This window comes from Candidatus Omnitrophota bacterium, assembly GCA_028699255.1.
Classification (GTDB): domain Bacteria; phylum Omnitrophota; class Gorgyraeia; order 2-01-FULL-45-10; family 2-01-FULL-45-10; genus FEN-1322.
In genome coordinates this window covers 57,523-81,580 of the sequence record JAQVUX010000005.1, presented here as the reverse complement: position 1 = coordinate 81,580, position 24,058 = coordinate 57,523, and the positions used below count along the sequence as shown (strand labels likewise).

The 24,058-nt window shown below is 47.5% G+C and carries 21 protein-coding genes; 14 read left to right on the top strand and 7 right to left on the bottom strand.

Annotated elements, in window-relative coordinates; translation table 11 throughout:
- Positions 1–181 precede the first annotated feature (181 nt).
- From PHS46_05300 to holA, 8 genes are all read left to right on the top strand, one after another.
- Positions 182–1,036, top strand: a complete 855-nt coding sequence (locus PHS46_05300; GenBank protein ID MDD3905931.1) for a deoxyribonuclease IV — start codon at positions 182–184, stop codon at positions 1,034–1,036.
- A 63-nt stretch (positions 1,037–1,099) separates the two neighbouring features.
- Positions 1,100–3,622 carry a leucine--tRNA ligase gene (gene leuS / locus PHS46_05295; GenBank protein MDD3905930.1) on the top strand — a complete coding sequence of 841 codons (2,523 nt, stop codon included), beginning with the start codon at positions 1,100–1,102 and terminating at the stop codon, positions 3,620–3,622.
- Between the two features lie 3 nt (positions 3,623–3,625).
- Positions 3,626–3,997, top strand: a complete 372-nt coding sequence (locus PHS46_05290; protein MDD3905929.1) for a ComEA family DNA-binding protein — start codon at positions 3,626–3,628, stop codon at positions 3,995–3,997.
- A gap of 3 nt (positions 3,998–4,000) precedes the next feature.
- Complete coding sequence (locus tag PHS46_05285) at positions 4,001–6,478, top strand: DNA internalization-related competence protein ComEC/Rec2 (protein MDD3905928.1); 2,478 nt, start codon at positions 4,001–4,003, stop codon at positions 6,476–6,478.
- A gap of 101 nt (positions 6,479–6,579) precedes the next feature.
- The gene (locus tag PHS46_05280; protein ID MDD3905927.1) at positions 6,580–6,945 is read left to right on the top strand and encodes a PilZ domain-containing protein; all 366 of its coding nucleotides are present in this window, start codon (positions 6,580–6,582) and stop codon (positions 6,943–6,945) included.
- Positions 6,946–6,997: 52 nt separating this feature from the next.
- Positions 6,998–9,205: an outer membrane protein assembly factor BamD gene (gene bamD / locus PHS46_05275; protein MDD3905926.1), complete on the top strand. Its 2,208-nt coding sequence runs from the start codon at positions 6,998–7,000 to the stop codon at positions 9,203–9,205.
- Between the two features lie 11 nt (positions 9,206–9,216).
- Positions 9,217–9,771, top strand: a complete 555-nt coding sequence (gene lptE / locus PHS46_05270; GenBank protein MDD3905925.1) for an LPS assembly lipoprotein LptE — start codon at positions 9,217–9,219, stop codon at positions 9,769–9,771.
- Positions 9,772–10,758: a DNA polymerase III subunit delta gene (gene holA / locus PHS46_05265; protein ID MDD3905924.1), complete on the top strand. Its 987-nt coding sequence runs from the start codon at positions 9,772–9,774 to the stop codon at positions 10,756–10,758.
- A gap of 1 nt (position 10,759) precedes the next feature.
- Here the strand turns inward: holA and rpsT are convergent, their stop codons facing one another.
- On the bottom strand, positions 10,760–11,035 hold the full coding sequence (rpsT, locus tag PHS46_05260) for a 30S ribosomal protein S20 (GenBank protein ID MDD3905923.1): 276 nt from the start codon (positions 11,033–11,035) through the stop codon (positions 10,760–10,762).
- Between the two features lie 88 nt (positions 11,036–11,123).
- Here rpsT and murJ point away from each other — a divergent pair, with 88 nt between their 5' ends.
- The 6 genes from murJ to PHS46_05230 all read left to right on the top strand — a co-directional run bounded on the left by murJ (position 11,124) and on the right by PHS46_05230 (position 19,599).
- Positions 11,124–12,656 (top strand): murein biosynthesis integral membrane protein MurJ, encoded by a 1,533-nt coding sequence (gene murJ, locus PHS46_05255; protein MDD3905922.1) that lies wholly within the window; start codon positions 11,124–11,126, stop codon positions 12,654–12,656.
- Positions 12,635–13,909 carry an excinuclease ABC subunit UvrC gene (locus tag PHS46_05250; protein MDD3905921.1) on the top strand — a complete coding sequence of 425 codons (1,275 nt, stop codon included), beginning with the start codon at positions 12,635–12,637 and terminating at the stop codon, positions 13,907–13,909. Before murJ ends, PHS46_05250 begins: the two co-directional genes overlap by 22 nt.
- 43 nt (positions 13,910–13,952) lie before the next feature.
- A protein-coding gene (prfB, locus tag PHS46_05245; protein MDD3905920.1) for a peptide chain release factor 2 occupies positions 13,953–15,051 on the top strand; the annotation gives its coding sequence in 2 pieces (ribosomal slippage) (positions 13,953–14,021 and positions 14,023–15,051; 1,098 coding nt in all).
- Positions 15,052–15,053: 2 nt separating this feature from the next.
- Complete coding sequence (gene secA / locus PHS46_05240) at positions 15,054–17,801, top strand: preprotein translocase subunit SecA (protein ID MDD3905919.1); 2,748 nt, start codon at positions 15,054–15,056, stop codon at positions 17,799–17,801.
- The gene (gene lnt / locus PHS46_05235) at positions 17,798–19,360 is read left to right on the top strand and encodes an apolipoprotein N-acyltransferase (GenBank protein MDD3905918.1); all 1,563 of its coding nucleotides are present in this window, start codon (positions 17,798–17,800) and stop codon (positions 19,358–19,360) included. The genes secA and lnt overlap by 4 nt, the downstream gene beginning before the upstream one ends.
- A complete protein-coding gene (locus PHS46_05230; protein ID MDD3905917.1) occupies positions 19,348–19,599 on the top strand; it encodes a SemiSWEET transporter in 252 nt (83 codons plus the stop codon). The genes lnt and PHS46_05230 overlap by 13 nt, the downstream gene beginning before the upstream one ends.
- Before the next feature lie 65 nt (positions 19,600–19,664).
- Here PHS46_05230 and PHS46_05225 read toward each other — a convergent pair whose 3' ends face one another.
- From PHS46_05225 to PHS46_05200, 6 genes are all read right to left on the bottom strand, one after another.
- Entirely contained in the window at positions 19,665–20,204 is a 540-nt protein-coding gene (locus PHS46_05225) for an ORF6N domain-containing protein (protein MDD3905916.1), read from the bottom strand.
- A 20-nt stretch (positions 20,205–20,224) separates the two neighbouring features.
- On the bottom strand, positions 20,225–21,757 hold the full coding sequence (locus PHS46_05220; GenBank protein MDD3905915.1) for a YifB family Mg chelatase-like AAA ATPase: 1,533 nt from the start codon (positions 21,755–21,757) through the stop codon (positions 20,225–20,227).
- The gene (locus PHS46_05215) at positions 21,758–22,132 is read right to left on the bottom strand and encodes a YraN family protein (protein ID MDD3905914.1); all 375 of its coding nucleotides are present in this window, start codon (positions 22,130–22,132) and stop codon (positions 21,758–21,760) included.
- Positions 22,133–22,137: 5 nt separating this feature from the next.
- Entirely contained in the window at positions 22,138–22,398 is a 261-nt protein-coding gene (locus PHS46_05210; GenBank protein MDD3905913.1) for a SpoVG family protein, read from the bottom strand.
- A 382-nt stretch (positions 22,399–22,780) separates the two neighbouring features.
- On the bottom strand, positions 22,781–23,227 hold the full coding sequence (locus tag PHS46_05205) for a zf-HC2 domain-containing protein (protein ID MDD3905912.1): 447 nt from the start codon (positions 23,225–23,227) through the stop codon (positions 22,781–22,783).
- Between the two features lie 72 nt (positions 23,228–23,299).
- Positions 23,300–23,902, bottom strand: a complete 603-nt coding sequence (locus PHS46_05200) for a sigma-70 family RNA polymerase sigma factor (protein ID MDD3905911.1) — start codon at positions 23,900–23,902, stop codon at positions 23,300–23,302.
- Positions 23,903–24,058: the final 156 nt, after the last annotated feature.

The window sequence follows — 24,058 nt, the reverse complement described above, 5'->3', positions numbered from 1 at the left end:
AAGTTTTCAGGTCCTGGAGTCTAAGATATACCGATTTTTCTCTGAAAAATCGGTATACTGAGTAAACTTTTCGAAGAAAGTTTTCAGGTCCTGGAGTTTCAGATACTTCTATTTTTCTCTGAAAAATAGAAGCACTCACGAAACTTTTCAAAGAAAGTTTTGGAAATTTCGGAGAAATTTTATGCGTATCGGCGTTCACGTATCCATCGCGGGACACATCTACGAATCACTCGACAGGGCGCATGCGTTAGGATGCGACGCGATGCAGATATTCAGCCGTAATCCGAGAGGCTGGCAGGTAACGAAGCTTGCCGCTGAGGATGTAAAAGAGTTCGCGCGGCTCAAAACGAAATACGATATAAGCCCGGTAGTAGTTCATATACCGTATATCATAAATCTCGCTACACCCGACGATCGATTGTACAAGATGTCGATCGAGGCATACATCGAAGATGTTAAACGCGCGGATCAGCTCGGCGCGGAATATTTTGTTACGCATCTCGGAAGCCACGTCGGGAGCGGGGAAGATAGCGGCATAAGACGCTTCTCCGATGCTCTGGGCGAGATAATAGGCCGCGCCAAACCAAAGACGACGATACTTTTAGAGAATACCGCTGGCTCGGGTTCATGGATCGGTTACAAATTCGAGCACATAAAGCGTATAGTAGATAATGTGGGCGGCGATTATAAATTAGGCGTTTGTCTGGACACAGCCCACACGTTTGAGGCCGGTTACGATATAAGATCGAAGGCCGGTTTGGATAGGACTTTGAAGGAGCTTGATAAAGCAGTAGGGTTGGACGCTGTGAAAGTTGTACATTTTAATGACAGCCTGTCCGCTTTCGGCTCACATGTCGACAGGCATCAGCATATCGGCAAAGGCAATATAGGTGAGCAGGCGCTATCCCGGATAATACGCCATCCGAAATTAAAACACGCGGCCTTTATAATGGAAACGCCGAAAGAAACGGAAAAAGACGACAAAAGAAATTTGGCCGTTGCGAGGAAACTGGCGCACCGCGAAACAACCGCGTAGGTTGTTCGAGGTCAACGCATGGTTAACCTACGCGGTTGACCGCGATTGGTATGGTGAAAGAAAATGACACAAGACGAAAAACTTTTCCCCTTCGATACGATAGAGCCGAAATGGCAGAAGTTCTGGCGCGATAAACGACTGTTCAATGTCGATACGAAGAACACCGCGAATAAATATTACTGCCTTATGATGTTCCCGTATCCGTCGGCCGCGCTTCACGTGGGCCACGGCCGCAATTATATTATTGGCGATGTCGTCGCCCGTTACAAGATGATGCGCGGATTCAACGTCCTGGCGCCGATGGGCTTCGATTCGTTCGGGTTACCCGCCGAGAATGCCGCGATAAAAGGCGGTCTCCACCCAAAAACATCCACACTCAATAACATCAACACGATGAAGCGCCAGCTCAACCAGTGGGGCGTCGAGTACGATTGGGAGCGCGAGGTCATTTCCTGCCTGCCTGAATATTATAAGTGGACACAGTGGATATTCACAAAACTTTATGAGAAGGGCCTTGCTTACAAGAAGAAGGCGTTTGTCAACTGGTGCCCGTCGTGCAAAACCGTTTTGGCGAACGAGCAGGTCGTGAACGGCAACTGTGAGCGGTGCTCCACAGAAGTGAACCAGAAGGAGCTCGAGCAGTGGTTTTTCAAGATAACCCATTACGCCGACCGCCTTTTGAATGACCTGGAAAAACTTACCGAATGGCCCGAGCGCGTCAAGACGATGCAGTCCAATTGGATAGGCAAATCTTCCGGCGTCGAGATAGATTTTAAAATAGACGGCATGAATGAAAGCCTGAAATGTTTCACGACGCGGGTCGATACGATATACGGCGCTACGTTCATAGCTCTGGCGCCCGAGCATCCGCTTGTCGGCGCCTTAATCAAAGGCTCGACAGACGAGGCCGTATCCTTGAAGGCCATACAGAAGATGCGCGACGAGTCGAAGATATCGCGCTCGCAGTCCGAGGCCGCGAAGGAAGGCGTTTTTACCGGCAAGAACGTGATAAACCCGGTAAACGGCCGCAAGATCCCGATATGGATCGCGAACTACATCCTGATGGAATACGGCACCGGCGCTATCATGGCGGTTCCCGCCCACGATGAGCGCGATTTTGATTTCGCGAAACAGTACAAGCTTCCGATAGAAGTAGTGATAGACGATCCGAAAAACCATCTCGATCCCGACAGGATGAAAGAGGCATATACCGAAGAAGGTGTGATGATAAACTCCGCCCAATTCAACGGCTTAAGGTCGCAGGACGCGTTAGAAAAGATAGCGGAATATTTCGAAGAGAAGAAGTTTGGTAAGCGGATGGTGCAGTACAGGCTAAGGGATTGGCTGATATCGCGACAGAGGTATTGGGGCGCGCCGATTCCGATAATATATTGTCCAAAGTGTGGCGTGCTTCCCGTGCCCGAGAAAGACCTGCCGGTACTTCTTCCCGAGAACGTGGAGTTCAGACCGACGGGCGAATCGCCTTTGAAGTTCGCTAAGGGCTTTGTGGACACCAAATGCCCGAAGTGCCATTCCCCGGCCACCAGAGATACCGATACGATGGATACGTTCGTCGATTCGAGCTGGTATTTCCTTAGATATGTTTCCCCGCATCTTAAAGACAGGCCGTTCGATTCGGATCTTGTGAATAAGTGGCTTCCGGTCGATCAGTACATAGGCGGGATAGAGCACGCGATATTGCACTTATTGTATTCGCGTTTTATAACGAAGTTTTTGCATGATATCGGCGCGATAAGTTTCGACGAACCGTTTAAAAATCTTTTTACTCAGGGAATGATAATAAAAGATGGCGCGAAGATGTCGAAATCGAAGGGAAATGTCGTGTCTCCCGACGGGTTGATAAAAGACTATGGCGCCGACACCGTCAGGCTATACACGCTCTTTATCGGGCCTCCTGAGAAGGACGCAGAGTGGTCGGATCGAGGCGCTGAGGGCGCATACAGATTCCTGGGAAAAGTTTGGCGGTTAGTGGAAGGCGCGGTTCTTTTAAATAAGGGGGTAGGAGACGTTACCGGTACCCGGGGCGTAGACAACAACCCTGATAGTGAAATCCAGAATAAATTAGCGGAAGGCCTTAAGCGTAAAATCCATCAAACAATCAAGAAGGTTACCGATGATTTGGAGGGAGGATTTCATTTTAACACGGCCATAAGCGCGATTATGGAACTTGCCAATGAAGCAGGCGATGTTAAAACCAAGATCACCGCCAAAAATGATGTTTTAGTAAAACGTTTGAACGAAGCGGTAGAAGCTATTGTTATACTACTTTCGCCGTTCGTTCCGCATATGGCCGAAGAGATGTGGCGCATGATGGGTAAAGAGAATAGTATATTCAAGCACGAGTGGCCTTCTTACGATAAGGGTGCGATCATCGAGAAAGTTTTGACCATACCCATACAGGTAAACGGAAAGCTCAGGTCTAAGATAGAGGTAGACGCAGGTATCGATAACGACGCGCTCAAGGCGCTGGTTATAGCCGATCCTAAGGTAAAGACGTGGCTGGGCGGTAAGCCGGCCAGAGACTTCATAATAATCCCCAGGAAACTCGTCAACATAGTGACGTGACGGATGATAAATCTTGAGCGCATAGAGAGGGCCATACTGATATTTCTCGTGGCCGCGCTCATCGCAGGAGTTGCCGTCTCCGCGTTGCGAAAATCACGTGCCCCCGTCAAGGTACCTGTAGAAAAATTCGATCCATTAAAATATGCCGACACTGCGGAAGGCGCCGACACGACTGCGCGGGAGAGGGTTAATATAAACTCTGCCGGCGCCGAAGAGCTGGCGGCTATAAAAGGCATAGGGGCGAAGAGGGCCGCGCGCATAGTGGAATATCGTTACAGGAACGGGAGTTTCGCCTCGATAGACGATGTCAAGAATGTGAAAGGCGTCGGCGTGGCGCTCTTCGAGAAGATCCGCAATAAAATAACGGTGGAATAAAGAATGAAGCGCCCTGCGCTATACGCCCTCATACCGTTCTGCCTTGGCATAGCGCTTTCCGGGATATGCGTCATCCCGATAATTTTAACGATTCTCTCCGCCATTTTTTTCAGCGTACTCTCCGGTTTCTTTTCCAAAAATAGAGCGCTTGCTCACACAGCGTTATTCCTGGCGATCCTGTTTGCAGGGATGGCCGTTCATCTTAATTCAAGGATCATTTCTTCCGATCACGTATCCCGTTCCGTAGCGTCCTGCGGTAATAATTTCGTAGTTCTAAAAGGACGCGTTATCGACGACCCTGTCGCGGCGCCTACCATATATCATACTGTAAAGACGAGTTTCCTGCTGAAGGCTCAGATGCTGAAGGAGGACGCGTCCTGGCAGAATGTGAGCGGTTTAGCCAGGGCCGATATATTTTCAAATAGCATGGCTGGCGTGTCGTTTGGCGACGATGTAATATTGGAAGGGGCCATATCTAAACCTCAAGGCCTGAAGAACCCCGGCCTATTCGACTATGCCGAATATCTCGAAAATAAAGATATATATTGCCGCATCCGTGTCAAAAATAAGGATGGGTTTAAGGTATTGAGCCGGGATGGTGATAAGTCAGGTTCAAATCCGGCTTATCATTTGCTCGATAGGATAAAAACTATATCGTTCGGCATCCGCCACAGGATGTCCTCGCTCATAGACGAATATCTTACGATGCCTTACAGCGGTTTTTTAAAGGCGATACTGGTGGGCGACAGGACGGATCTGAAAGACAGCATACAGGACCCGTTCATACAGACGGGCACGGTGCATGTGATCGCCGTAAGCGGCCTTCAGGTCGGCCTTATCGCGGCCGTATTTCTCGCGGTGTTCGGCGTCCTGCGCATCCCTAAGCGCGTCAACCTTGTCATCACAACCATACTTCTGGTATTCTACGCGTTCGTTGCCGGTTCGAACCCTCCTATAATAAGGTCGGTGGTGATGTTCGCGATGTATGTCCTGGGCTATTTCATAAACAGGGAAGCCGACGCTATAAACTCTCTGGCGATAGCCGCCATAGCGATACTTCTATGGAACCCGAAAGAACTTTACGATCCCAGCTTCCAGCTTTCATTCGTGTCGATAGCGAGCACGCTTTTATTTACGACAAAATTAAATTCATTCTTTCCCGTTATTCAGGGAAAGAGGAAGAAGCGAAACTGGTTCGCTATAATTTACGTTTACATTACCACGGGCGTCTCCGTGTCAATCGCCGCGTGGATTGGCAGTTTTCCGATCGTCGCTACCTATTTTAATATAATATCGCCGGTGTCCGTGGTGGCGAACCTTATAGTCATACCGATACTATTTTTCCTTACCGCCGGATTTTTTCTTTTCTTTGCGGCGTCACTTTTATCGGCATCCATAGCTTTCTGGTTCGGGTCGATCCTTCAATTTACGGAAAAACTTCTATTTGCTATAAACGGATACCTGTCGGGTATTCCTTTTGCTTTTTTCAGGATCGGCAAACCCTCAGCGTTATTTATGGTAGCCTACTATGCGCTCGCCATTATTTTTATCATGCCGCCGATTATTGAAATAGGGAGGATGAAAATAACAAAACGGCGCATTACCATAATCGTTCTCATTCTTTTTAATCTTACGATCTGGCCTTCGGCTCTGGATACGGGACGGAAAAGCCTCGAAGCGACGTTCCTCGATGTGGGGCAGGGGGATTGCGCGTTTGTGGAATTCCCGGGCGGCGGCAATATGCTTATAGACGGCGGTAGCGGCGGAGAGGAGGACAGGTTCGACGTTGGGAAGTCTGTCATCGCTCCATTCCTGTGGAATAAAGGAATAAAGACGATTGACCTCGTGGTAGTGACGCATTTCCATGAGGATCATATGGGCGGGCTTCTGTATGTGCTGGAAAATTTTAATGTAGGATGTGTCGTCGATAACGGAGCGACTCCGGCCGCGGAGAGCCGGAAAAAATACTCGAAGTATACGCGGCTCGTCGAGCGAAAGGGCATAAGGCGCCTTGTCGTCAGTGAAGGAGATGTGCTCCGGGCGTTTGCGGACACAAGTATTTTTATACTGAATCCCACCGGAGAAAAAGAGCTTATGGATTCTAACGACAACTCCATCGTGTTGAAAATTGAATACAAAAATATCGCGTTTCTTTTCTGCGGCGACATAAAAGACAGGGCGATGTCGCGTCTTCTTCCCGTCGGAGATTTTCTGCGATCTGATATTGTGAAGGTTCCTCATCACGGCGGGAATCCGGGCAATCGAAAGGTCGCTGAAAGTTTTTATTCGCTCGTCTCCCCGGAGATATCGGTGGTAAGTGTGGGCTCAACCGGTAAATACAGGATGCCGTCAGAGGATGTGATTAATATGTTAACTTATTTAAAATCAAAGTGTTACGTTACAAAATCCACAGGCGCAATCGAGGTCGATGTTAATCCTAAGTCGAACAAAAAATTGATAAAAACTCTTAACAAAAACTAACTTTTTTATACTTTACCTTGACAAAAGTGTAATTGTATGATATAGTTTTGTGAAATGAAATATGTCCTTATACTAAAAATTTTAAGGAGAGCGACATAAAAATGGAAAACAATATACCGGCGATAGAGAAGAGAAGGTATAAGAGAGTAGACGCAAGTTTACCTGTAGAATACCGCGATCTCAAGAACTCGGTAGAATTACCGAAGGGCTCGTCGCTTCGCAATATAAGCGAAGGCGGAGCGTGCTTCAGCTCCAGCAAGTTCATGTCTTTGGCTTGTCGTCTCGTCCTTACAATAAGTCTTCCGAATAATTCCGCCCCAATAAAAGCGATATCGAAAGTCGCGTGGATACGTCGGTTGCCGCAATCCGACCAATACGAGCTCGGCAATCAGTTTTTGGAAATAACGAAATCCGACAAAACGCAGATAATGGATTTCGTAAAAAACTTACCAAGCGCGGCCGTATAAATTTAAGTATTATTTTTTGACTAAACACTCCAGCCTGTGGTATAATTTGCGGATGAAAAAAGAATTTTTTTGCAGAAGTATAGCGATAGCCGCAGTAGCTTTATTATTTCTCTTTTCCAATACGGCCCTGGCCTACTGGGTCTGGACGCCCGGAACTAAAAAATTCATAAATCCCAAGAATGCCGTTAAAGACACTCCGAAAGAACAGTTCGAGTGGGCGATGACATTTTATAACTCCAAGGATTTTCAGCGCGCCGCTACCGAATTCGAAAAACTCACAAAACAATACGAATATTCCGAATATGCCTCCAAGTCCCAGTATTATGTGGGCCTCTGTTATGAAAGCATGAACAAGTTTTTTATTGCCTACCAGAATTACCAGAAAGCCATAGATAATTTCCCGCACATCGAGAACCTGGACGAGATAGTGGCCCGGGAGTTTAATATAGCGAATATGTTTATGGTCAAAGAAAGTCCCAAGGTTCTTGGAGCCGATATATTGACTTCGCTCGACCGAGCTATCGAGATATATAAGAAGGTAGTGGAGAACGCCCCGTATGGCAGACTTGCCGATGAGGCGCAGTTCAGGATGGGTCTTGCGACGAAGAAGGCCGAGCGTTACGACGAAGCGATACAGGCTTTCCAGAAGATACTTGACGATTATCCCACATCGACGTTTGTGGATAAGGCGAAGTTTGAGGTGGCCGATTGCGCATACAAAGCGTCTCTTAAGCCGGCTTATGACGTTGAGCCGACGCAAAAGGCTATCAGGGCTTTCGAAGATTTTAGCCGGGAGAATAGGGACAGGTCCTTATCTAAGGAAGCGGACAAAACAATACAGCGCCTGAAGGACAAGGCTTCGGAAAAATCGCTTCTTACAGCGCAGTTTTACGAGAAGCAGGGGCGTTACCAGGCCGCGATAATATATTACAAAGATATTCTCAGTACATATCCGGAAAGTTCGTATGTGGACCTGGCGAATTCGAAGATAAGCGCTTTAACGGAGAGGCTTGAGAGGAAGACCAGCCCGTTCTCTTTAAAATTTGTAAAGTCACAAAAATCGGCTAAAAAAGATTCCACCGGTGAAGAAGTGACCAAGAAGAAAGCGTGGGCGCCGTTTAGTTTTAAAAAGCAGGCGAAAACTGCTGATGCGGCGGAAGATGCTAAGCCGAAATCGCAACCCGTGAAGATGTGGAATCCCTTTGCCAAGAAAGCCAAGGCGGAAACTGTTTCCACCGAAACGGAAAGCGCGAATGTGGAAGGCGCGAACCCTGCCAAGAAGGCGTGGGCACCTTTCAGCTTCGATAAGCCTAAGAAGACGGGCGAGCCGGTAGTTACCCAGGAACAGGAAAAACCGAAATCGCAACCTGTGAAGATGTGGAACCCGTTTGTCAAGAAAGCTAAGGCGGAAACTGTTTCTACCGAAGCGGAAAGCGCGAAGCCAACCAAAAAACCATGGACTCCTTTAAGTTTTGACAAGTCCGAGAAGGTAGAGGCGGCGCCAATTTCTCAGGAAGAGTCGGTGGCCGCATATAAAGAGCCGAAGCCGAAATCGCAACCCGTGAAGATGTGGAATCCCTTTGCCAAGAAAGCCAGGGTGGAAACTGTTTCCACCGAAACGGAAAGCGCGAATGTGGAAGGCGCGAAGCCTGCCAAGAAGGCGTGGGCACCTTTCAGCTTCGATAAGCCTAAGAAGACGGGCGAGCCGGTAGTTACCCAGGAACAGGAAAAACCGAAATCGCAACCTGTGAAGATGTGGAATCCGTTTGCCAAGAAAGCTAAGGCGGAAGCTGTTTCTACCGAAGAATCAAAAAAATCAAAAAGCTCTGGAATGAAATTATGGAATCCTTTTACCAAAAAAGCGAAGACGCAAGAGCTGATTAAGGAAGAGGCCCCGGTAATTTCCGAAACTCCGATCGTTTCTGAAGCTCCGGCTGTTTCCGAAACTCCGGTTACCCCGGAAGCTTCAACTGCCTCCGCGCCTCAGATTACGCCTGAAGCTCAACCTGCTGAGAAGGAAGCCGTTGTTGTGGCAGATACCACAACCGGCGCCACTGAAGTTGCGGCTGAAACTCCGGAAATCAAAAAAACCAAAGAAGAGATCGTTATTCCTGCTCAAGGTTCAGGCGAAGAGCCGAGCCAGATACGGCTCACTACCAATGAAGATGACGTAAAGCCTGCCACGCCGCCCGTACAGGATGAAACTGTCGCTAAAGACGATAATCCTGAAGACGAGATAGAGCGATCGGAATATTTTTAAGGAGCATAGTTATGGTAAATAGATCGGTTCTAAATTATCTGTTATTGCCGGTTCTGTTGCTTGCTGTTATATTAGGAGGTTGCGGCTACACTACGCGTTCGCTTCTACCGTCCGATATAAAAACCATAAGGGTCGATAATTTCAAAAATTCCGTTAATGTCGCGGCGGAACAGAGCAATATACGAATGTACCGAGGGTACAGGCCCGGCATGGAAATAGATATTACCACTACCGTTATAAATAAGTTCCTTCTGGACGGAACCCTTAAGATAGCCAGCGAGTCTTCCGCCGACTTAATACTTAAAGGCGAACTCGTGGACTTTAGGCGGGAACCTTTGAGGTATGACGCAAACGATAATGTCGAAGAATATAGAATAAAATTGATAGTCAACCTGGAGATGACGAACCGGAAGACGGGCGCTGTTATGTGGACGGAGAGCGGGTTTGCCGGTGAGACCACATACTTTTCGGTCGGAAGCCAGGCTAAGAGCGAAACGGCGGCTGTGACCGCGGCCATAGATGACCTTGCCAGGAGGGTAGTGGAGAGAACCGTTGAGGTATGGTAAATGGCGGCGCAGGCGGTTTTTTTATTAATAGGCACCGACGTTTATTCCAAAGAACAGGCTATAAAAAAGATAAGCTCCGCATTCCTGGACGCAAAGACGCGGGAACTTGATAGCAAGGTATTTGACGGCGTCGACGCAAACCCCCGAGATATTCTTGATCATATTTCCACAATGCCTCTCCTTGCCTCAAAACGTCTGATAGTAATTAAGAATTTCGCTCAACTTTCCGCAGAAGACGGCGCGCGCATAGTAAGCCATTTAAAAAATCCGCCAAAATCCGCCTGTATCGTACTGGACGCCGAAGACGATTCCGTTATAAAGAAATATCCCGAGCTTTCGCGCTGTGCCGTGGTTAGCAGGTTTGGTGAATTGGTCGGCCCGCAATTCCATGCAAGAACAGCAGAGTTATTGTTATCGATGGGCGGCGGCAAGAAGATAAGCCCGGAAGCATCCCTGGCCCTCAAAGAGCTTTATGGAGATGACATAGGGTCGGTATCTCAGGAATTGCAGAAACTTGCCTCTTTTGTAGGAGACCGTCCCAACATAGAGTGTGGCGATGTGGATGAGGTATCGGGAGGCAATATTACCTCTTCCGTGTTTGATCTTACGGATGCGATTGAGATAGCCGATGTCGCGAAGGCGCTTTCGATAATAGCGGAATTGGTGCTTTGCGGTAAGAAGCATTATGAGATAGTTGGTTTGCTATGCTGGCAGATAAAAAGGCTTTTCAAGGGCAGGATACTTTTTGAGAAAAAGGTGCCCGATAGCCGTATAGCTTCCGAGCTCAAGATAAATAGGCATCATTATGACAGATTTTTTGCCCAGGTAAAAGCGTTCGATCTGCCGCGGATAGAGACAGGCAGGAAGGCGCTTTTGGATGCGGACATGGATATCAAAAGATCCAGGTATGATCCGGAGATTGCGCTGGAATTTGCGGTTATTAAATTATGCCTTGGTACCTCAACAAATGCTCGGTACCACCCCTGAGTTATACTGAAGGGTTGGCTTGAGATGAAAGCCTTTTCATAAGGCGGGATATTTTTCGTGCCGCAGTATTCTTGGTGATGACACCCTTTGAAACGGCTTTGTCTAATTTCGATACCAGCGTCGATAAAGCTTTCTTCGCTTCGGCGGTCTTTTTCTCTTTAACGAGCCGTTCGAAATTTTTAGCCAGTGTTTTCAGGTCTGATTTTGTCGAGATATTCCTGAAGTGCCTTTTTTTCGCTTTTCTGAGTTCTTTGTATGCAGTCCGTTCTCTTGGCAATTTTAAACCCTCCGATTTGCTGTTATTTGATTGTAGTTAATCGAAGGAAAATTATAGCACGTCCGCAATTTGAGGTCAATATTTTTATATGAGTAAAAAAAGTTTATTGAGATCGACAGGCGTAATAGGTTTCGCGACCGCGACCAGCAGGGTTCTTGGTTTTATCCGCGATATTGTCATAGCCGGGTTTTTTGGGACCGCGATGTTCGCTCAGGCATTCGTTATCGCTTTCAGGATACCCAACCTATTACGGGACCTCGTGGGTGAGGGCGCCACCAACTCTGCCTTTGTGCCCGTCCTTACCGATGAACTTACGAAGAAGGGAAAGCAGGATTTTTTTAAATTAGCCCAGGTTATCCTTAATATAATGTTCTGGGCCCTTTTGATATTGACCGTGCTGGGAGTTCTTCTTTCGCCGCTTATAGTTCGTCTGATCGCGCCGGGATTTTCCGCCGATGTCGAAAAATTCGAAATTACCGTAAAGCTTACGAGGATCCTTTTTCCATTCCTGTTTTTGGTAGGCTTGTGGGCGTATGCCATGGGCGTATTAAATTCTCTCGGCTATTTTGCCGCCCCGGCTTTTGGCCCGAGCATCATGAATTTATCGATGATATTGTGCGCCGTATGGTTTGGGGAGAATATATTCGGCCTCGCGGCGGGCGTTCTGGCAGGCGGGTTTTTTCAGCTTGCCATACAATTCCCGTCCCTGTATGCCGCAGGGTGGAAGGCGCGCCTGACGAATGATTTTACTCATCCGAAAGCGCACAAGATAGGGATATTACTCGTTCCCCGCGCTCTGGGCGCGTGTGTCTATCAGGTCAACGTATTTGTAAGTACTATACTGGCGTCGCTGTCGGGCATAGTCGGTGAAGGCGCTGTCGCCGCTCTGTATTACGCGAACAGGGTGTGGCAGTTGCCTCTGGCGATATTTGGCATTGCCCTGGCTCAGGCCGCGCTTCCTATGATGTCACGCCATGTTGCGTTGAACGAAAAGGACAAGCTCAAAGATACTCTGCGGTTTTCTCTTAATATATTGTTTTTCATACTGATACCTTCGAGCATAGGGCTTGCCGTGATGCGCGAGCCAATCACAAAAGTCCTGTTCGAACGCGGCGCATTTACGGCCTATTCCACCGGGATAACTTCTATAGCGCTTCTCTATTACGCTATCGGGCTTGTTGCCTGCGGCGGAGTCAAGATACTGGTAAACACTTTCTATTCGATGCATGACACGATGACGCCGGTGAAGACTGCCTTGGCGGCGTTGGTATTGAACGTTATACTGAATCTGGCGTTGATGTTTCCGATGAAGTTGGGCGGCCTCGCATTGGCCACCTCGATATCGGCTGTTTTCAATTTCTGCGCGCTTTATATTATGCTGGCCCGGCGCATAGGACAGCTTGATACCAGGGCGATGATCGACTCTTTTGTAAGGGTTACGCTCGCCGGGGTGGTTATGGGTATCGTTCTTATGTTTCTGATGATCCGTGTGGCGAATTTCACATTCGTTTCACTTGCCTTCGCGATAGTCACAGGCATATTCGTATTTTTATCCGCAAGCTATCTCTTCGAAGTCCGGGAGATGAAAGACCTTATAACATGGATCTCAAAGCGAAAGTAAGAGCCCTGCCGGGTTCGCCGGGCGTATATATAATGAAGGACGATGACGGGCAGGTGCTGTATGTGGGCAAGGCCTGCAACCTGAAGAAGAGGGTGTCGAGTTATTTCCAGCTCGGCAAAAAACTCAACGAGCGGTTGGAGCGCCTCGTTCGTAGTGTAAAGGACATAGAGTACCTGCCGGCTTCTACCGAAGCGGAGGCGCTGATATACGAGAATAGCCTGATAAAGCGCCTGGATCCTAAATATAATGTGGCTTTGCGGGACGACAAGAGCTACCCGATGCTTAAGCTCACCGCAAATGAGACATTTCCTCGCCTGTTCATAACCAGAAAAAGATCGGACGACGGCGCTGTCTATTACGGCCCTTATTCCAACGCTAAACTTTTAAAGCAGGCCGTCATAATATTGCGGCAGATCTTTCCGCTTAGAACTTGCGGGAAGATGCCAAAGAGCGTATGCCTCGATTATCACATAAAGCAGTGTCTCGGGCCATGCGCCGGATATGTCAGCGATGCGGAATATGCCGGGATCGTGGCGGAATTAAAATTATTCCTCGAGGGCAGGCGCGCGGAGCTTCTGAAATCGCTGGCCAAGAAGATGGCCGCGGCGTCCGTTAAAGAGGACTTTGAGAAGGCGGCGGAATTGAGGGGTAGGATCGAATCTTTAAGTGCTATAAAAGAGGATCATATAAGCTACAAACCTTTGGGCGAGCTCGACGAGCTGAGGAAGATATTAGAGATAGGCCGCTCTCTCGACGTGATAGAGGCGTTCGATGTGTCGAATATTATGGGAAGTGAAGCGGTCGGTTCGATGGTATGTTTTCATAAAGGAAAGCCGAATAAAAACGAATACAGGCGCTTTAAGATTGCCGGGGTTTCCGGGATAGATGATTACGCGATGATGCGCGAGATCGTGCGCAGAAGATATTCCCGGCTTTCCGAAGAACACGGACGCATGCCTGACTTGATATTGATAGACGGTGGCAGGGGGCATCTGGCGGCGGCTTCAGGTGAGCTTGAGCAACTTGGTCTTGCGAATATACCGGCTATAGGGATAGCCAAGGAGTTCGAACATATATATGTACGCGGTAAAAAATCCCCTATAGTATTACCAGGAGAATCCAAGGCATTGCATCTTTTGGAAAGAATAAGGGATGAGGCGCACCGATTCGCGATATCATATCACAAAAAATTACGCTCAAAAAAATTGAAGGCTTCTTTCGACGAGATTGGTAAAGCGCGCCGAAAGGATTGACTGTAAGATGAACCGTTGTTATAATCCTTAAAAGGATGAAAATATGCTTTTAGAGCTTAAAGAAGAGATAACCGTACTCGAGGAGAAGTTCAGAAACCTCAGAGGTTATCTTTGACGTCGATAAGAAGCGCGGGAAGATGGCGGCCCTTGAGGCGGAGAGCGCGGCGGAGGGTTTTTGGAACGACGAAACGCGTTCTAAAGATCTTTTTAAGGAATTAAAAGAGCTAAAGTCAGACATTGAACCGTTTATAAAACTTGAAGATGAATTTAATGGTATAAAGGACGTCATTTTTATAGCCGGCCCGGAAGATGCCGCGTCTTTGGAACATTTTAAGAATGACCTCGTTGATGTTCGGCGAAGGCTGGATCTTTTGGAGTTTCGAACGCTCATGAGCGGTGAAGCCGACAGATCGAGCGCTATATTGAGCGTCAATGCCGGGGCGGGCGGTACGGAGTCATGCGATTGGGCCGCGATGCTTTTGAGGATGTACGTGAAGTGGGCCGAATCCAGGGGGAATCAGATAACGGTTATAGACCAGCTTCCCGGTGAAGAAGCCGGGATAAAGAATGCGACCGTTATCATAAAAGGTGAATACGCGTACGGTTTTCTCAAGTCCGAAACCGGCGTCCATCGCCTGGTGAGGATATCGCCGTTCGATTCAAATAAAAGACGGCATACCTCTTTTGCGTCCATAGATGTTATCCCCGAGGTTTCGGATGATATACAGCTGGACATAAAAGAACCGGATCTCAAGATAGATACGTATCGCGCCGGCGGCAAAGGCGGACAGCATGTCAATAAAACCGACTCTGCCGTGCGCATTACGCATATACCTACGGGTATAGTGGTGCAATGCCAGAACGAGCGTTCGCAATTCAAAAATAAATCTGTGGCGCTCAAAATTCTTAAAGCGAAACTGTACGAAGTTGAGCGCATGAAGAAAGCGAAGGCGATCGAGAGCGCTTATGACGCGAAGAAAGAGATCGCGTGGGGCAGTCAGATACGATCTTATGTACTGCATCCGTATTCAATGGTAAAAGATCACAGGACCGACCACGAGACGGGGAAGGCTCAGGCGGTGCTGGACGGAGAAATAGACGGTTTTATCGAAGCGTATTTAAAATGGGCTAAAGGCCGGTAAAAATGATAAATTTCATACTGAAAAAAATAATTGGAACACAGAATGAGCGCGCGCTCAATCCTTTGAGGGAGATCGTTGAAGCGATAAACTCTCTCGAGCCGCAGATATCCAAACTGTCCGACCAGGAGCTGAAGGCGAAGACGGATGAGTTCAGGCTTAAGATAGCGGAAGCGCGCAAGACGCATCAGGAAGAGCTGGACAGCCTCGATAAAGCGTTTAAAGAATCGACGTCTCCTGCGGAGAAAGAGAAAATAAAACATAAAGCCCGCGATGTGAAGAATAAGATATTCGAGGGCATCCTGCCCGAGGCGTTTGCGGTAGTCAGGGAAGCCGCAAAGCGGACGATCGGCCTGCGCCATTTTGATACTCAGATCCTGGGCGGGCTTGTCCTGCATCAGGGTAAGATATCGGAGATGGCGACGGGAGAGGGCAAGACGCTTGTCGCGACACTGCCCGTATATCTTAACGCGCTTACAGGCGAAGGCGTTCACGTAGTTACCGTTAACGATTATCTCGCCAACAGGGACAGGCAATGGATGGGGCCGGTATATGAATTCCTGGGCCTTACGATAGGGGCCATCCAGCACGACATGGATCAGAGATTGAGAAAAGCGGCTTATGCCTGTGATATCACATACGGCACAAATAATGAATTCGGTTTCGATTATCTGCGCGACAACATGGTGGTTAACGCCGAGGATATGGTGCAGAGGCCGCTCAACTACGCTATAGTGGACGAAGTCGATTCCATACTTATCGACGAATCGAGGACGCCGCTTATTATTTCCGGCCCCGCCGAAGAATCTACCGACAAATATTACATTATTAACAAGATAATACCGAAACTTAAAGGGAAAAAGATAACGGACAAGGACGAGATTGACGCGAAATATAAAGGTTTTGATATCGAAAAAGGTATTGACTACATGGTGAATGAGAAGAACCATACCGTGAATCTTACCGAGGAAGGTGTTAAGCGTTGCCAGGAGCTTATAGGTGTCGACAATCTCTATGATGATATACAATCCGAATGGGCGCACCATATAAACCAGGCGATACGCGCGCACCAGCTGTATCAGAAAGACGTTGATTACGTCGTGAAGGACGGAGAGGTGCTGATAGTCGATGAGTTCACCGGCCGTCTTATGCCGGGCAGGCGCTGGTCGGACGGGTTGCACCAGGCGGTCGAGGCGAAGGAAGGCGTGAAGATAGAGCGGGAGAACCAGACACTCGCCACCATAACTTTCCAGAACTATTTTCGTATGTACAAAAAACTCGCGGGTATGACGGGAACGGCCGAGACCGAGGCGGTGGAATTCGGCAAGATATACTCTCTCGATGTCGTCGTGATACCGACGAACAAGCCGATGAAGCGGGCCAACTATCCTGACGTAATATATAAGAGCGAGCGGGAAAAGTTTAATGCGGTGTGCCGGGAGATCGCGGAGCTTTACAAAAGCGGAAGGCCTGTGCTGGTCGGAACGATCTCTATAGAAAAGTCGGAGCATTTAAGCAATTTACTGAAGAGAATGACCATACCGCATCATGTGCTGAACGCCAAATATCACGCAGAGGAAGCCCAGATAATCGCGAAGGCGGGAGCGCCATACGCCATTACTATCGCGACAAACATGGCGGGCCGCGGAACGGATATAGTGCTGGGCGAGGGTGTCGCCGAAAAGGGCGGATTGCATGTCCTCGGTACGGAACGGCACGAGGCCAGGCGGATAGACAATCAGTTGCGCGGTAGAAGCGGCCGCCAGGGCGATCCGGGGTCGAGCAGGTTCTATCTCTCCCTTGAAGACGATCTTATGAGAATATTCGGTTCAGACCGGATAAAGACGGTTATGGATCATCTGGGTATGGAAGAAGGGCAGGATATACAGCATCCTTTTATTACCAAAGCGATTGAGACTGCGCAGAAGCGTGTGGAACAGCATAATTTCGAAGTGCGCAAACATCTTCTCGAATATGATAATGTCATGAATAGACAGCGCGAGGTCATATACGACGAGCGCCGTAAAATATTGCAGGGCGCGAACCTTAAGGATTATATTTATGAAATAACGGAAGAGGTGCTTGATTACGCGCTTGATACATATATTAACGATAAAGCGAGCGCGGACCAATGGGATTTTGACGGCTTGCGTCAGTATTTCGAGTCGAAGTTTATGATACGAACGGATGATGTGAAACTCGAAGAGATGCGTAAGCCTCAGATCAGGGATATATTCTTCGATGCCATGAAGAAGGCTTATGAGGAAAAAGAAAAATCGATGGGCGAAGGTATGGCAAGATATATGGAGAAGATGATACTGTTACAGGTTGTCGACTCGAAATGGAAAGACCACCTGTATGCCATGGACAGCCTCAAAGAGGGGATAGGTTTACGCGCATACGGCCAGCGTGATCCGCTCGTCGAATACCAGCACGAAGGGTATGCGATGTTTATGGATATGATCGACCGTATTAAAGAAGAGACTTTGGAATATCTATTCAAGATAAAGGCCGTAAAGGAAGAGAGGGAGCCGCCCGTCTTTAATCCTGCCCGCCAACAGCTTTTACATGAAGAGAAGAGCCAGTTCCAGGATGTTCCGGCCGCGGGAGCGGAGAGCTCCACCGCTTCATACAAAGGACAGCTCCCTGAAGAGCATGTCCAGCAATATGAGAGGGAAGAACCCAAGGTCGGCAGGAACGATCCGTGCCCATGCGGTAGCGGCAAGAAATATAAGAAGTGTTGCGGCAAATGATGAAACGTATAGTATTGCCGATAATATCCGCCGTATTATTAACGCTCTCATTTCCCGATTTCAATTTCGAGGGCCTCGCGTGGTTCGGTTTTGTCCCATTATTTTTTGCTATTGAAAATAAAAGACCGTTCAAAGCCTTCCTCATATCATACATAGCGGGTATCCTGTTTTTTCTCGGTACGATATACTGGCTCATTCATGTAACTCTTCCCGGAATGATAATAATAGTTCTATACCTCGCGTTATACTTTGGCCTTTTTGGACTTGCCTGCAATAGGTTTTTCCGGTCTGTAAACTACGATTCAGGATCCATAAAACGCCTGCACCTGCTTTTATCCATTCCCGCCGTGTGGGTAGCGCTGGAACTTGTCAGGTCGCATTTTATTACGGGATTCGGATGGGCGCTTTTGGGATACTCGCAGAGTTTTACCCTGCCGGTAATACAGATCGCCGATTATACCGGCGTATACGGAGTCAGTTTTCTGGTAGTCTTTGTCAATGCCGCTATATTCCTGACTATAAAAGAGATCCGGAAGAAGGATTACAAGCTTACCTCACTCATGTTGGCGACGATCCTCTTGTTCGCGGTTCTGTATTACGGTGTCATGAGGACGCGCAACGTTTTTACCGGCAATACGCTTAAGGTTGCCGTGGTTCAGGGCAACATACCTCAGGCAAAAAAGTGGGATCCGTCTTTTCAAAAAGACATCCTGGATAAATATGAACACCTGACGCGCCTGGCCGTTGCCCGCGATCCCGAACTTATAATATGGCCGGAGACATCTGTGCCCGGTTTTATGGAGTCGGAGCCGGAGCTTTTAACGAGAGTGACGAAACTCGCGAAGGATATCAGTGTGCCGATACTTGTGGGTACCCCGCGTGAAGACCCGGGCCGGATGGAGGCGTATTATAACAGTGCCGTGCTGATTGATTCCGTCGGAGGTGTGGTAGGCCGTTACGACAAGATGCATCTTGTCCCGTTCGGAGAGTATGTTCCGCTCAGGAAATTATTCGCGTTCGTCGAGAACTTCGCGCCGTCGCCGATAGGGGATTTTTCCGCCGGAAAAGAGTATACGGTATTTGAGATTTTTGTAAAAAAGAGCGCCAGGGACAAAGATGGGGTATGGCATAGCGCGAAGAAGGCCAGGTTCTCGACGCTTATATGCTTTGAGGATATATTCCCCGGCCTTGCGCGAAAATTTGTCGCCGGCGGAGCCAATTTTCTGGTGAACATGACGAATGACGCGTGGTTCTGGAAGACAAGCGCGGCATATCAGCACGCCGAAAGTTCCATCTTTCGCGCGGTGGAGAACAGGGTTAATGTGATACGAGCGGCGAATACAGGGGTTTCGTGTTTTATTAATCAAAAGGGTGAAATTATAGATAGTGTATTATCTGGGGGAGAATCGGTATTTGTAGATGGATTTGCGGTTCACGAGATAACCCTTACAAGGACGAAGACGTTCTATACGCTTTATGGGGATGTATTCGCGTATATGTGTGTATTGATAACTATAGGTTATACTCTGCTATTGAAAAGGAAAAAATGGCACATTTAATATTGGGGCTCATAGCCGGAACTTTAACCACGGTTGCATTTGTGCCGCAAGTTATAAAAATATACAAGACAAAGGACGCGAAAGACTTATCTCTGGCGACGTTCTGTATATTTTTCTGCGGCGTATTTTTTTGGCTGATCTACGGTATCGTGATCATGGAATGGCCCGTTATCCTTGCCAATGGCATTACCCTTATCCTCAGCTCCATCATCATCGCGATGAAACTCAAATACCGCTAACCCCAATTCCCTTCTAAGTTTCCAATGTAGGAGCACCCTTAAGGGCGTCCTACTAATTTTAAATTTTAATCATCGTATGTATGAAATCCTATACGCCTTTTTAGTTTCTCCGGAGGTGTTAAAAGCTCTCTTATTGCGTCAAATACAATTTGAAACTGCTGGTCATATTTTCCTTCCATTTCCTCTATTTTACGTTTTAATTCAGCATGTGTTAATAACATCTCGCGCAATTTAATAAATGTCCTTATGATCTGAATATTTACCTGAATGGCCCTTTTACTATTAAGAGCTGAAGAAAGCATGGCTACTCCAGGCTCGGTGAATGCAAACGGTGGGTAGCGTAGCCCCATTTTATCAGCTGAATTGGAGGTGCCAAATTGGCGCCTCCAAATTTTTAACTCTTCTTGTGTCAGCTGAAACATAAAATCCGTGGGAAAACGGACCATATTTCTGCGCACCTGTCGTTTTAAATATTTAACGCTAACTCCGTAAAGTGTAGCCAAGTCTTTATCAAACATAACTTTTTTATCTCGAAATATAAATATTTTGCTTTCCACGATTTCTTGAGGCACAAGCATACTATTCTTTATTTCTTCTTTTACCATTATATTTATCCTTTTTTTGTTTATCCCCACAAATTCCTGTCCAGGCTCCTGTATGATATCGCCTCCGATATGTGATGAGATTCAATGATCTCTTTACCGTCGAGGTCGGCGATCGTGCGCGCGACTTTAAGTATTTTGTCGTAAGCCCGGGCGGAGATGCCAAGTTCCAATATCGCGAGCTTTAGAAGCTCCTCACCTTCTTTAGCGAGAACGCAGAATTTTTCCAGTTCCTTCGACTCGAGATGCGCGTTGAAATGCACGCCTTCGCTTTTGTACCGCTGTTTTTGAATATCTCTTGCGATATCAACCCGCTTGCGTATCTCTTCGGACGGTTCGCCCCGGCGCTTGTCCGTCAGATTCTCTAATTTCAGGCGAGGGACATCGAGGTGGATGTCTATCCTGTCCAGAAGCGGCCCGGATATCTTTGAAAGATAGGACTGTATTTGGAAAGGGGAGCAGTGGCATTCGCGTTTCGGGTCGGTAAAATATCCGCACGGGCAGGGGTTCATGGCGGCGACGAGCATGAATTTCGAAGGGAAAGTTAGCCGGTTGGCTACACGAGATATGGTTATGGTGCCGTCCTCGAGCGGTTGTCTCATGACTTCGAGGACACTTTTTTTGAATTCCGGAAGCTCATCTAAAAACAATACGCCGTTATGAGCCAGGCTTATTTCTCCTGGTGCTGGATTCGTCCCGCCTCCGACAAGCGCGGCATCCGAAATCGTGTGGTGCGGAGAGCGAAACGGTCGCGTTATGCTCAAGCCTTTATTTGGCGGCAATAATCCGGCCACGCTCTGTATCTTTGAGGTTTCCAGGCTTTCCTCGAGCGTCATATCGGAGAGTATGGTAGGAAGGCGCTTTGCCAACATGCTCTTTCCAGAACCCGGCGGCCCAATCAGCAGGACGTTGTGAGATCCGGCGGCCGCGACTTCCAGTCCGCGTTTTACATGTTCCTGCCCTTTGACGTCGTTAAAATCCACGCGGTATTTCGGGACGCGTTTTACTATGCAACCGGCATTCTGTTCCTGCGGTTTGATTTCGAGTTTGCCGTTTAAAAATTCGACCACATCTTTTAATGCAGTTACCGGATATATCTTTGCATCCGTTACCATCGCAACCTCCCGGGAATTATCGGCGGGGAGGACGAGTATTTTTTTCTTCATGTTTTTTAAAGCCATGGCGATAGGTAAAGCCCCTTTTACCGGCTTTATCCGGCCGTCGAGCGAAAGCTCTCCGAGAAATACGAAATCTTCCAGGTTCGCGCGTTCTATCAGGCCTTCGGACATGATCACCGATAACGCGATGGGTAAGTCAAATAAAGCGCCTTCTTTCTTCACATCTGCGGGCGCTAAGTTTATCGTTACTTTTCTGGTGGGGAAGGAGAATCCCGAATTTTTTATCGCCGATTTTATCCTGTCGCGCGATTCCTTTACGGAAGCGTCTGGTAATCCCACAATATTTATTCCAGGCAACCCTCCGCCCGTATCTGTCTCTACCGCTACCTCGTAAGCGTCTACACCTATAACACAACTGGAAAATACCTTCGCTATCATTTAGTTATCCTCCGTTACGGCGTTCTCGATCATTTCTACAGATTTAAGATTATGCATGCTGTCGAATATCACCGATGCCACATCTATCCTCCAATCAGAATATACTCTGCCGCGTATCTTCAGATATGCCAGAGCGTTTCGTATCATGTGCAACTGTTTTATCTTCGTTATCGAAATGAAGGGCGGGCCGAGAGAGGATGAAGCTCGGGTTTTAACCTCAACGAATACGGTTATTCCGCGCCGCCTGGCTATTATGTCGATCTCACCGAAGACCGTCCTGAAGTTCCGCTCCAGTATTTCGTAGCCGTTTTTTTCCAGAAACCGGCAAGCCGCGTCTTCGCCCATCGCCCCGATCATTTTGTTCTCTCGGCCCACTTCAACTATCCTCCATACGCTTCGAGCACTATCCGCTCGATCTCGTCTTTAACCTCCCGTTTTAGCGGGAAGACGGTGTTGTACCACTTGCCGTCCTTTCCTTCCTCTCTGGGCATGCTTACAAACAGCCCGTCCTTGCCTTCAACGACTCTCAGTCCGTTTATCACGATGCTATCGAATACGGATAGGTCGCAAAATGCTTTCGTCGCGCCTGTTCCGTCCAGCTTGTGTAACCGGGTCACTGTGAGTTTTAAGTCTTCCATCATACTGATCACCTCCTTTCGATAAGTTATTTCTGTTAACTATCGCTTGCGAGTTTACAACTCCCCTCACTATATAGACGGTCAAAACAGGATTTTGTTGCAAAAAAAAGTGATATTTTTTTCGCCACAGGATGGAAATGTTAATAATGAAAAAGTTAACAGCATAGGTATTGCAAATGTTTATGGTATGTGATATCATTAATAGTAGAAGAGGGGCTTAGCCTTACGAAGGAAGTACGGGCCAAACAAACGGTCCGAATGCGATATCCGATAATTGGATAGAGCGCCAAGCTGATCGGTGGTCCTTGAAAGAGGGTGGCAAAAAGCCAGAAGAATTGATCAGCGAAGGATTTCTTTCGGAAAGGTTAAACCGCTTCTTCTTTTTTTATACCTTATGGCCGACGCGATCGAATCTTTTAATGACTTCCGATGCGCCGCGTTCTCCGCCCGTCTTCCATGCCTCATGGATCATGACGAGCATCTTTGTAGACTTTGAGTCAGCAACCCACTTTGCGCCCAAAAGCAGAGTAGCTACCAGTAACTGTAGGAAGTGGTGGGGGAGAATAAAGGATAGCGAGAAAGATATTATTGCCAAAATAAGATAGAAGTTGACCCTTCCCATGTTTTTAGCCTTTCTTTTATCACTGCGAGTCGATCCCTTGAACTGCTTTACCGATTCATATGAGGATATCAGTCGAACGCGACATTCATTGCAAGAGGCTACGTGTTTTTCAATATCGCGCATCTCCTTGCCGGATAATAGGTTATCCAGATAGTCCGCAAGTTTTATTGCGTCCGGATGATCACCAATCGTATCTTTTGTATTTTTCATAATGCGCCTTTCTTAAAAATATGTCTCCTCACTATATAGACGGTCAAAACAGGATTTTGTTGCAAAAATAGTTCATATTTTTTTTAATTCTTCTTTTAGCTTATCTTTTGCTCTCTTAATATAACTTGAAACTGTCCCGGTCGGTATTTTTAACATTTCAGCTATCTCGCGATACCCCATGCTATGCAAAAGGTTCAGTTTTGTGACTAATTGTTCCTTCGGCGGCAGTTTTTCTATAGAGCGCTCTATCGTTTCGACCAGATTTTCATGATCCAATAAACCTGGGCCAAGATCGTCGATTACTGGGGTGGTTATTAGAGCCTCAGTCTCTTCGGTTTCGAGTAGCGGTACGAATTTAATTGTTTCCGCGCCCATCTTTTGACGCATGTGCGCTATGGCGGCATTGCCGGCGACGATCGCGAGCCAATAGGCAATATTGCGCCTATTCCGTACTTTTTCAAGCTTCCCGGAAGTCCAGATGGAAACGAACAGGTTCTGGCGTATATCTTCAGTCTCTTCACACGACGGGTTGAAGCCGTATTTTCTGAGCCGGTTGGATATGGACGTGTTTACCAGGGAGGAATATTTGCTTATCAGCGCGGTCCACGCCTCGGCATCCTTCTGTATACAAGCCTCAACCAGCGGCGCATCATCGTTTTTAATGCTATTTCTCATAGATAAAAGGGTAGCATAAAATATGCAAAAAAGTCAAATCAATTTTAATTTAAATAAAATATGCAAATTTGCCTAATTTATCATATGATAGCCGCTTTATTTGACACGCATTGGAAAAGATAGTATACTAATCACTACCAAACCTAAGCGTAAAGG